Here is a 10,863-nt window from a genome sequence, read left to right on the forward strand (position 1 = left end):
ACCCAGATGACCTGGGCCTTTAGTCGCGATGATGTTGAGTCCAGCTTCTTGCCGCGCTACTTAGATTTAGAGCTACTGCCCTTTAACCCATTTGAATCACTGGATCAAGATGGTGTGGGGCTGCTGGTGCGCATCGCCACCGAGCAAGCCCGCGCGCACGTCTCTGACTTCAAGCTTGGTGTCTGTGGTGAACACGGTGGAGATCCACGCAGTATTCACTTCTTCCACTCATTAAACCTTGATTACGTCTCCTGCTCACCATTTAGAGTGCCGATAGCGCGCTTGGAATCAGGTAGAGCAGTGGTCTTAGAAAATATGGCAGGCCCAGCAAGCTCTAGTACTTAAAAGCCAAGTACCGATTTTTTAATCTTCCGGACGAGTAAGGCCGTTCTCTTTCCAGTAATTACGTCCTGGAATTCCCCACTCCAGGAAGAAATCTCCGACAGTTTTGCATAGCTCACTATTCACACCGTTCACGGTTTCAATAATGGACTCGGCTCGAGTGGCAGCATGCTCCTTAAATCGCTTGAAATCTGCGGCATCAGCAAAGAGTGAATTCTCAGATTTCGGATTACGGATTGCCAATTGCTGATGGAGCGCTTCACGCGCCTCTTCGCCTAAGAAGGTGATCCGAGGTCCCTCTGTCGTCTCAAACTGCAGCGCAAGTGGGTCGCTATAGGGATTTTCAACGATATTTCCATCGATATCCAGTGAGCCAGAGTCCTTCACCTTAAGCTTTTCCAACTCCTCAAAGTCGAGTCCGGTCGCGACCAGGCTAAGCATCAGCAAGCGCGTTGTTGGGTCGAAATCGCCCTTTTTGCTATTGGCGATGTGTGGACGTGGCACGGTGGTGTATTGCTTCACCCAAGGCACATCTACTCCATGAAATGTCCACCATAGTTTTGGTCCCAAAATCAGGGCTGCCAGTTGGACGGAAGTTAAATCCTGATGCATTTGTAAATACTTCTGATTAAGTAGCTCTGCTGTCAGCGGATCAGCTTGACCGGCCTTGAGCGCTGCCTCTAAATCTCCATCACAGACTTCGCGCGCGAATCGATCAAGGGTTGTAACAGCGCTGCGGATCCAAATATCTGGTTTTCTGGTGCGCTCGGCCAAAATGCAGGCAACGCGCATTACCGAAGGAATTTCTAAGAGTGAGAGTTCGCGTCGATTCTTAAGACTTCTGCGCGCCACTTCATCTGCCGATAAGTATTCAATAACCGATTCAGCTGTCTCATAGCCAGGAAAATAAGTACTGCCGGTTTCATACCTTATAGCCATGGTGGTGCATCCTTTGCAATATCAACTTCATTGACCTTTGCCGCAATATCTTTAGCGATGAAGTGATCGCGAATTTCAACGGTGGCGCGGGTGACGCCTTCAACTTGTTCTACGCGACGTCGTATCTCTTTCCCGATGGAGATAGCAAACGGTGATGGGCAGAGAGGCGAGGTCAGGTGGTAACGGATAATCGCGTTACCACCCTCCCTCAGCTCTACTTCATCAATCATGCCTAGCTGAGCCATGGTCTTGCGGATTTCAGGATCGGGAACGCTACCTGCCGCAGTACGAATCTCTTCTTCGATACTCATGGATGTTGTAGACATGGCTTCTTTCTTTTTTTAGTAGCTAATTGGTTGCTTAAGAGTTAAGCGACGACGGATGTCTCCTGGTTCGCAAGGAATTCCTTGCGGCGCTGGCTAAATTCATCGTTCTCAATTGTCTTGAGCTTTGCATCGGTGTCAATGCCGTATAGACGTGCAACGTTTCCACCGATGATCTTTGCCTTGATTTCTGGAGTTAACTGAACGCCAAACTCTTCCGCAATATCGTCTGGGATCTGGTATTCCATGAATTCATCAAGAATCCAGTGTGGATACCAAATTGGGAAGTCTGTTCCCCAGATGATGCGGTCTTCGCCGAGCCAGAAGAGTAGGTTCGCCATCATTTCACCGAAGTAGCGTGGACGCTTGTGAATAAATGCGTTTGCTACTGCAAGTGATGCATACACGTTTGTTGAACGTGCAGCAATCCAGCAGAACTCATCCAAACGTGGAAGACCAATGTGATCCACAATGAAGTTAAGTTCTGGGTAGAGTGATGATGGTTCGTCAATGTCATAGACGTCAAACTTCTCCATTGAAAGAGGCTCTACAGCAGGGCCCTTATGGAAGTGCATGTTCTTAACGCCCATTGCAATTGCCTCTTCATAGCATGGGAATACAGCTGGATCATTTGCTTTCCAACCGCGTGATTCTCCGCGCCATTCAGCGGTGTACCACTTGAAACCCTTCATGCCATCTTGCTCAACTTGTTCACGCATCTGACGAGTTGCATTCTTATCGCGTGGATCTACTCCACCAAGTCCGATAAGACGCTCTGGTGCGCGAGCAACCATCTCAGCATTGCGCTTTGAGTTTGTAAAACCTGTGTGATAGAAATCTGATAAAACTTGTGTTGACAAAATAGCCATATCCATTTCACCACGCACGAACATGTGGTGCAAATACCAATCTGGATCTACTTTACGGAACTCCTTATCGAAGTCCATTGTCCATTTCGGATCCGCTGGGTTAAAGCCACTTTGAAAAGCATAAAATGTTTCAACAAAGGCTAAACCATATTCATTTTTAATATTCTCTTTGCTGGCATCCCAGAAACCGGTATGCGCATCAAGAACAAATTTGCCATCCTTCATGTGTTCCCTTTCTTCTTGCACACGAAATGTGTTTAAGAAAATGTAGGTGATAGTGATGCACTCCGCAAGGCGAAAATAAGGTGATTTGCAGCGGGAAATGGCCTTAAATATAACAATCTGATAACGAAGGGTTAGGCGAGATGCCCATCTTGATAGAGCCAGGACTTCTCGGAAGGAAGTTTGAGAAAGAGGCTCTTGCCAGTGGGCAACCCATCGCTACGTGGGATCTTGACCGAGATTGGCAAGCCCCCAGAGACGCATTTAAGGACTCGGACGCTACCCAGGTCATCATGGCCTAGTAGCTCTGCCTCAATCACATTCTCGCCCGCACCCGTTACAAGTGAAACGTACTCCGGGCGAATTCCTACTTCAATGGCCTTGCCTGTGACCGCTGTGTGGGCAGAGCTGGTCTTTAACTTTGTCGAACCAAAGTAGATCTCACTTGATTTCGCTTCCACCGGCAAGAAATTCATGGCTGGGGAGCCGATGAAGTTACCGACATACTTTGAATTAGGCTTTTCAAATAGCTGCTCTGGGGTTCCGCGCTGGATTACTTCACCAAAGCTCATGACCAGCAACTCATCAGCAAAGGTCATCGCCTCATACTGATCGTGGGTCACATAGATAACGGTCAAGTTATTGATCTTATTAATAGCCTTGATCTTCTTACGTAGCTCAAATTTAGATTGTGGGTCAATCACTGTCAGCGGTTCATCCATCAGTAGCGCACTCACGTCATCGCGGACCAGACCACGCCCCAGTGAGATCAACTGCTTCTCATCGGCGCCGAGCTTGACCGCTGAGCGACCCAACTTATCTGTGATCTCTAGGATCTCAGCAATCTCATGCACTCGCGCCTTAATCTTCTCGGGCTTCCAGCCGCGGCAGACCAATGGGAATGAGAGATTTTCAAATACCGACATGGATCTGTAAATGGTTGGGAATTGAAAGACTTGCGCAATATTTCGTTGCGCCGTAGGGATATCGGTAACATCTTGATCATCGAAAAGTAAACGGCCCTGGTGCGGGGTTACCAGACCTGAGATGGTGTTAAGAATGGTGGTCTTGCCGCAGCCAGAAGGACCGAGGAGGGCATAGGTCTTCCCGGACTCCCAGACCATATCAAGGGGCTTAAGTGCCCAGGTTGATTGATCCTTATCCTTATTATATGAATGCCCAATATTTGAGAGCGTAATTTTAGCCATTGCTACTCCCCTGCGCTATCTGGTGAGACACAGAGCGCCCCATTAGTTTCGAATAGGAATAAGCGGTTGCCCGGAAGTTCAATCGAAATTGATTCACCGACTTTTACGTCGTGGATACCTTCCATTTGAAGAACTACTTCACCGGCTGGCGTATCAACATAGACCAGGGTCTCAGAACCAGAGACTTCTACCAAGGAGATGGTTCCCTTTTCCCCACCAGATTTAGCAATGACAATGTCATTTGCCCGGATACCAACTTGATAATGACCTTCTTTAAAGTTCTTCATCTTCGCCGGAATTGGTTGCGAATAACCATCACCAAAACGAATTTCTCCGGCAGAGATTGAGACCGGCAAGATGCTCATTGGAGGATCGCTGATTACACGCGCCACTGTGGTCGACTGTGGCTGCTCATAGACCTCTGTTGGGCTGCCGTATTGAATGATTCGACCCTCGTGCATCACCAAGATCTCAGCGCCGAGAATGAGCGCCTCCGGAGGTTCGGTCGTGGCATAGATTGTTACTGCATCTTTTTGAGCGTTAAATATTTCCTTAAATTCAACTCGAAGTTGTTCGCGTAGCTTATAGTCGAGGTTCATCAGTGGCTCATCAAGTAACATGATGTGAGATTGACGAGAAAGGGAACGAGCTAGCGCCACCCGCTGTTGCTGGCCACCTGATAGTTGTGCTGGTTTGCGATCAAGGTAATCACCGAGCCCAACTTTATTAATAGAAGCAAGGGCAACTTCACGCGCCTCTGACTTCTTGAGCCCTTTACGAAGCAGCGGAAACTCAACATTTTGCAGAACTGACTTGTTGGGGTAGTTAATAAACTGCTGATAGACCACGGCAACATCGCGTTCCCAGATTGGCTTATCCTCAAAATCTTCACCATTCATGGTGATTTGACCACTATCGATAGGCAAAAGGCCGGCGATGGCGCGCATCAGCGAGGTCTTGCCAGATGTAGTACGTCCAATCAGGATGTAGATACGGCCAGGCTTAAATTCAAAGGAGATATTGTCCAGGATCACACCATCTTTTTCGGTAGTTACCGAGACGTTTTTAAGTGTTAAAGTCACTTGATACCTTTCATCGAACAGCTCCGCCAAGGTTTCCACGAGATAAGAATCGTTCAATCACAAAAGCTAACCCGACCAACGGAATAATTGAGAAGACAGTGGAGGCGGCCAGGATCCAATAAGGCGTCACCGTGCCGTTCAGGGCGATGACAGCAACTGGCAAGGTAAGCACCTTTGTTGCGGTGAGTGTGAGTGCGAAGAAGATATCGTTCCAGCCAAAGATGACGCAGAACATGCCAGCGACAGTCAGACCTGGCTTAGATAGCGGCAGGATTGTTCTAAAGAAGGCCTGGATTGGATTACATCCTTCTAACATCGCCATCTCATCGATTTCGCGTGGAAGTGCGTTAAAGAAATCAACCATCAACCAGACCACAATCGGCATCAAGCCGGAGGTAAGAACCAGGATTAATCCGAGGTGGGTATCAAGTAGCTTGAGCTCTTTAAGCAAGAGGAAGAATGGAATAGCGAGAACTACCGGCGGCATGATGCGCTGGGAAACGAAGAAGAAGATGATGTCAGCGTTGCTGTAGTTCTTCCAGCCATAGGTGAAGCGAGAAAGACCGTAGGCGGCCAATGATCCGAAGATTAGTGAGATTGCGGTGGCTCCGGCGGTGACGATAAAGCTGTTCAGCGTTGGTGTCAGCAGATTTGTCAGTGAATCTGGACCAGGAAGGATTGCTTTCCAACCAATCAGACTTGGTTGATACTCCAAGAATGGAATAAAGGTTGCGCCATTTACTACGGCAGACTCTGGCTTAAAGCTAGTCGTAATCGCCCACATGATTGGGAAGAGAACGAAGAGGCTCCAGATAGTGATGAAGGTTGCCTTTAAGACTTTATACATCAGTTAGATCCCCCGAGGCTTCGATAGACGGGCAAAGACTTTTCCGATAATAGTCAGCGTCAAGATTGCGAGAATCAAATACATCAGTGCCAGGGTGGAACCGTAGGCAATCTGGAAGTCCTGCAAACTGCGCTGGAAGATATAGGCCGCCGGTGTTTCAGTTGCATTTCCAGGACCACCTCGCGTCATAGTAAAGACGGAGTCGAAGATCTTTGAGGCATCAATTAAACGAATCATGATTGCACCAATACTGATTGGCGCCATCATTGGGAAAGTTACCCGCGCAAATGTCTTCCACGCACTAGCGCCATCAATTGCCGCTGCCATAAATGGTTCTTTCGGCAAGCTAAGAAGTCCGGCTAAGAGAATCAAGAACATAAATGGCGTCCACTGCCAGACTTCGACCACAGTGATTGCAATGTTAGCGGGTCCACTTTCGGTGAGCCAGTTAACTGGGTCTAGGCCAACACGTGAGAGAAGTCCATTGAGTGCGCCAATATCTTCGGTGAAGATCGAGCGCCAGATGATCGCCATAAGTGATGGTGTTGTCATCATTGGAATCAACCAGAGAACTCGGTAGAAGCGGCGCGCTGCTATTCCCTTCCAAGCGAAGAGCGCGATGGCAAAGCCGAGGACATACTGAATTGCTACCGTTAAAAATGAGAGATAGAAGAGTCTGAGAAGTGAGCTCCAGTATCGGGTGTCGCGAACCATCTCGCCCCAGTTTTCTCCACCAATAAAATTAAGTCCAGATTGGGAAACGTTCCAGCTTGAGAATGTCACACGGATCGTGAAGAGAAGCGGGAAGATAATAATTGCGATAAGCAAGAGCAAGCCTGGAAGAAGGAAGAAGCGTGGGTAACCTTTTTTCACTGAGATCCTGCTCCACTTCTGCCCGCTATCGAAGGCGCAATAAAACCACTACCCGGGTCAATATGCAAAACTCATGGGTGTCGCGCGGCCAAAAAATTTGACCGCGCGACACCTTTAAACGAGTTACTTAGGAGATGTTATCTTCCAAGGCAATCACGTTCTGGTATGCAGACTTCACCTTAGTGATACCTACACGCTTTGTAATTGCTTTCCACTCTTTAGCAGCCTCATCGAGTGCCTTTTGTGGTGTTGCTTGACCTGCAAGGGCCTTTGCAACAGCATTTTCCATCGCTGTCATGTAGTCAGAAACGCCAGGAACGCGGAGGTCGAACACACGGTTGGTGTTCTTCTCGTAGTTCTGCATTGTTCCGAGCCATGAATCTACTGCTGGCTTGCCCCAGTTCATTTCCTTTACCCAGAAGTCAGATGTGAAGTCTTCTGTACGTGAAGGGTTTACGCCCATGTCACCAATGGTGAGATCGAGCTTGTGGTTCGCTTTATTTGCCCAGAAGCAGAGGTAATCAAATGCCATCGCCTTTGCAGGTGATGCAGCTGTCACTGCTGATGACCAACCCCATGCGATGTATGGCGCGTAGTTGACTCCACCGGCAGGTGTATCCCACTTCTTTGTCACACGGTTCCAGACTTTTTCAGCTCCTGGAAGAGGTGCAGCCTTTACCTTGTTCTTGATTGCGCTTGTTGGCTCATTTGACTTTGACCATGCATCATCCCATGTGTAAGAAAGAAGTGAATCTCCACGTCCAAAGGATTCAATTTCCTTTGAAAGGTCGAAGTTCTTTCCACCGACTGGCATGTACTTGGTTGCTTCAATGAAGTCAGTTAGACCAGCAACGAAGCCTGGGTTGTTGACCTGTGGAACCATGTTTTCATCGAACCAGAATCCACCCTTAACGTTTGGATTCTTTGCATATGGTGCAACGCGGTCGATAAATGCACCGAACATGAGGCCACCCTTTTGAGTGATTTCTGTTGTTCCAGAGAATTTAAGTCCCGCAGGCTGACCTGCTGCCTTGTAGCCATTGAATGTCTTTGCGTGAAGGTTGTATTCCTTCCATGTCTTTGGAACTGCAAGCTCTTTGCCAGTCTTTGACTTGTAGAAAGCCTTTGCAGCTGCATTCTCGTAGACATCTGTACGGTACTTGAGGAAGTGACGATCAGCGTCGATACCGAAGAGCTTGGTCTCGCCGTCCCACTTGTAAAGTTCCTTGTACAAAGGTGTAAGGGTTGCAAGTGAACCTTTGCCCTTGGTTACTGAATCTGGAACCTTTGCGTAGTAAGAGTGGAAATCACCAATCTGGTATGAACCATTGAATACAACGTCGTACTGGTTTGTATCTGTCTGGTATGAACGAAGCTGCTTAGCGTAGAGGTCACCGAATGAGACGTGCTCAACTTCAACTTTTCCACCTGTTAGCGCTTCGAACTGCTTAGCGTGAAGCGCTGTTGGCTTACCCATGTTAGGGATTGCGTGAGTGAGGACACGAAGAGTCTTACCTGAGTAATCCTTCTTTGATGTCTCATACCATGAGCATGAGTCGTCTCCATCAGCTGTGGTTGCAACATTTGCGTACTCAGCACCGTATGCCTTGTATGAAACTTCTTGGCCTGGTGTACGAGTAAGAGTTCCACCTGCTGATGCAGGTGCAATTACTACTACTGATGCAGCAAGCGCAATTGGAAGCGCTATCGCAAGTAGAGTCTTAACGTTCTTTGTGAACATAAAATTCCTTTCAGGAATATTTCTTGAGAGTGTTATTTAAAACTCATCTGAAGATAATCAGATGAAATTTCGCTTCCAAGTTTCACAAGCTTCTCCCCGAGATTTCCCCCGAAGTTCCCTCGCAACTTTTGCAGCACCCAAATATTACGCACAATTTTTATATTTTAGGTAGTTTGAGATCGTAAAGAATCATAATCCGCTATCACCCCGTAACGCTTGTGCAGTGGCCTTTATAACGGTTTGATAACACGATTTCTATAACAATTTGATAACACGGCAGCTTGCGCTAGGGAACGAGGATGAGCTTGCCGCTGGTCTTGCCGCTGGCTAAATCATCATGTGCCTTATGCGCATCACCCAGGGCATAGCGCTTATCGATGCGCACCGTTAACTTGCCTTTGAGTAATAAATCAAAGATCGCATCGCAGCGCCCCTTAAATTCGGCGGCATCTGCCACGTAATGGGCAAGTGTTGGCCTGGTAAGAAAGAGAGAGCCAGAAGAATTCAATCGCATAATTTCAAATGGTGGAACGGCTCCGCTTGCGGCGCCAAAGAGCACCATCATCCCCCGGGATTTTAGACAAAGAAGTGATTGATCAAAAGTTTTCGCACCCACTCCGTCATAGACCACATCTACTCCGCGACCACCGGTAATTTTCTTTACTTCTTCCACGAAATCTTCTTTGTCATAGCGAATCACATGTTGCACACCTAGTGCTCGAACAGTTGCTTCCTTGGCTTCGGTGGATGTCGTACCAATGACGGTTCCACCTTTAAGAAGAATTAATTGTGCAATCAAACTTCCAGTGCCGCCGGCGGCAGCATGCACAAGTGCAACATCCCCCGGCTTTATTTCATAAGTGGAGCTGGTGAGGTAATGGCCAGTAATTCCCTGCAACATAAATGCTGCAACCTCTTCTAACTCAAGGCCCGGTGGAACGATTGCCGCTTTTGTCTCCTCCACAATTGCATATTCGGCGTAACTTCCCAGCGCCCAGGTCCAGGCAACGCGATCTCCAACTTTGATAGTTGCGACATCGCTTCCCACTGCTTCGACAACTCCAGCGCCTTCCATGCCTGGGGTATATGGCGTAGTCATGCCATAAACGGGATTTCCATTGCGTTGATAGATATCTACGAAATTAACACCTGCGGCTGCCACCTTCACCAATAGCTGGGTCCCTGTAGGGGTAGCGATAGGTGCATCTACCAATTGCAAAGTCTCGGAGCCACCAAAGCGCGCGATTTCAATCTTTTTCACGGGCAGTTCATCTCCTTCGATGAGGTGGTTTTTCCGAGACTTTACAAGGTATTACTTAGAACTTCTTGTGCTTTTCTTAAGGAACCAGAATTGCGCGACCCTTAACTTTGCCAGCGTTGAGATCATGTAGCGCCTGATCGGCATCTTTTAATGAGTACTCGACGGTGGATAGGTGAACTAATCCACGCTCAGCCAAGGACATGAGCTCGTTGAGATCTGCCCAAGTTCCGACCAAGTTACCGACGATATTGCGCTCAGTTGTAATGAGATCGAGTGCTGAAATCTGGATATCTTCACCGTAACCAACGATGTAGTAGTTACCAAGTGCGCGAGTCATTGCTAGACCCTTCTTGATTGAACCCTTCTCACCCACGAAGTCGATTACCGCTTCCGCGCCAAAGCCCTTTGTCAGCTGCAGAACAGCTTCCACTTCATTGCCATCAGCCTTAATGACGTGATCGGCCCCGCTCTCTTTTGCCAACTTAAGTGCCATATCTGACATGTCGACCACAATAATTTCAGCAGCGCACATTGCCTTCAAGCATTGAATACCAATATGTCCAAGTCCACCTGCACCGATGGCCACAACAAACTGGCCTGGCAAAAGTGTGCGAGATGCTTTCTTAGCAACGTGATAAGCGGTAAGACCAGCATCGGCATAGGCAGCAACTGCCTTAGGAGCGAGTGATTTAGGAAGTGCCACAATGTTACGAACGCTGGTGACAAGTGCTTCGGCGTAGCCACCGTTCTCACTTACTCCCGGAAAAGTTCCAGTGCCGTGCATATCTTCACCGCGACGGTGCTCAATTTCAAAACCAGAAGATAGACGTGGGTGCAAAATTACTGGATCACCTTTTTTAAGGCCAACAACTTCGGAACCAACTTCTTCCACCCAGCCAGCGTTCTCATGGCCCATGATGTATGGAAGCAGGGTCTTGCCATCTGGATCCATACGTGAACGCCATTGACCTTCGATCACGTGCAAGTCGGTGCGGCAGACGCCGGCGCCACCAATCTTTACCAGCACATCTGTTGGCTTAGTAATCTTTGGATCTGGAACATCCTCATATGTGACCCAGTTACTTGCAGTAAGAGACTCGTCGTATTTATGAAGTACTGATGCTTTCATTGTTCCTTTTCCTTTTCCTAAAAGTTT

At 48.0% G+C, this 10,863-nt stretch carries 11 protein-coding genes; 1 reads left to right on the top strand and 10 read right to left on the bottom strand.

The genetic code is table 11. The features are described 5' to 3' along the window. Positions 1-345: putative PEP-binding protein (locus AC9UEP_RS04925; protein ID WP_509544565.1), on the top strand; the 345-nt coding region annotated here is incomplete at its 5' end. 18 nt (positions 346-363) lie between these two features. On the opposite strand, the gene AC9UEP_RS04930 is transcribed toward AC9UEP_RS04925, so the two are convergent. From AC9UEP_RS04930 to AC9UEP_RS04975, 10 genes are all read right to left on the bottom strand, one after another. Further along, the gene (locus AC9UEP_RS04930) at positions 364-1,281 is read right to left on the bottom strand and encodes a hypothetical protein (protein WP_509544568.1); all 918 of its coding nucleotides are present in this window, start codon (positions 1,279-1,281) and stop codon (positions 364-366) included. Continuing rightward, on the bottom strand, positions 1,272-1,607 hold the full coding sequence (locus tag AC9UEP_RS04935) for a metal-sulfur cluster assembly factor (protein WP_509544571.1): 336 nt from the start codon (positions 1,605-1,607) through the stop codon (positions 1,272-1,274). Before AC9UEP_RS04935 ends, AC9UEP_RS04930 begins: the two co-directional genes overlap by 10 nt. Positions 1,608-1,648: 41 nt before the next feature. Next, the gene (locus AC9UEP_RS04940) at positions 1,649-2,698 is read right to left on the bottom strand and encodes an amidohydrolase family protein (protein ID WP_509544573.1); all 1,050 of its coding nucleotides are present in this window, start codon (positions 2,696-2,698) and stop codon (positions 1,649-1,651) included. Between the two features lie 131 nt (positions 2,699-2,829). Next, positions 2,830-3,903: an ABC transporter ATP-binding protein gene (locus tag AC9UEP_RS04945; RefSeq protein ID WP_509544576.1), complete on the bottom strand. Its 1,074-nt coding sequence runs from the start codon at positions 3,901-3,903 to the stop codon at positions 2,830-2,832. 2 nt (positions 3,904-3,905) lie between these two features. Next, positions 3,906-5,024 (bottom strand): ABC transporter ATP-binding protein, encoded by a 1,119-nt coding sequence (locus AC9UEP_RS04950; RefSeq protein WP_509544578.1) that lies wholly within the window; start codon positions 5,022-5,024, stop codon positions 3,906-3,908. After that, complete coding sequence (locus AC9UEP_RS04955; RefSeq protein ID WP_509544580.1) at positions 4,996-5,832, bottom strand: carbohydrate ABC transporter permease; 837 nt, start codon at positions 5,830-5,832, stop codon at positions 4,996-4,998. Before AC9UEP_RS04955 ends, AC9UEP_RS04950 begins: the two co-directional genes overlap by 29 nt. Positions 5,833-5,835: 3 nt before the next feature. Then, the gene (locus AC9UEP_RS04960; protein ID WP_509544583.1) at positions 5,836-6,705 is read right to left on the bottom strand and encodes a carbohydrate ABC transporter permease; all 870 of its coding nucleotides are present in this window, start codon (positions 6,703-6,705) and stop codon (positions 5,836-5,838) included. Between the two features lie 127 nt (positions 6,706-6,832). Next, the gene (locus tag AC9UEP_RS04965) at positions 6,833-8,446 is read right to left on the bottom strand and encodes an ABC transporter substrate-binding protein (protein ID WP_509544585.1); all 1,614 of its coding nucleotides are present in this window, start codon (positions 8,444-8,446) and stop codon (positions 6,833-6,835) included. Positions 8,447-8,732: 286 nt separating this feature from the next. Then, positions 8,733-9,707: a quinone oxidoreductase family protein gene (locus AC9UEP_RS04970; RefSeq protein ID WP_509544588.1), complete on the bottom strand. Its 975-nt coding sequence runs from the start codon at positions 9,705-9,707 to the stop codon at positions 8,733-8,735. Positions 9,708-9,783: 76 nt separating this feature from the next. Further along, positions 9,784-10,836: an NAD(P)-dependent alcohol dehydrogenase gene (locus tag AC9UEP_RS04975; RefSeq protein ID WP_509544591.1), complete on the bottom strand. Its 1,053-nt coding sequence runs from the start codon at positions 10,834-10,836 to the stop codon at positions 9,784-9,786. Between the last annotated feature and the right edge of the window lie 27 nt (positions 10,837-10,863).

The sequence above is a fragment of the Candidatus Planktophila sp. genome, from assembly GCF_040402315.1.
GTDB lineage: Bacteria > Actinomycetota > Actinomycetes > Nanopelagicales > Nanopelagicaceae > Planktophila.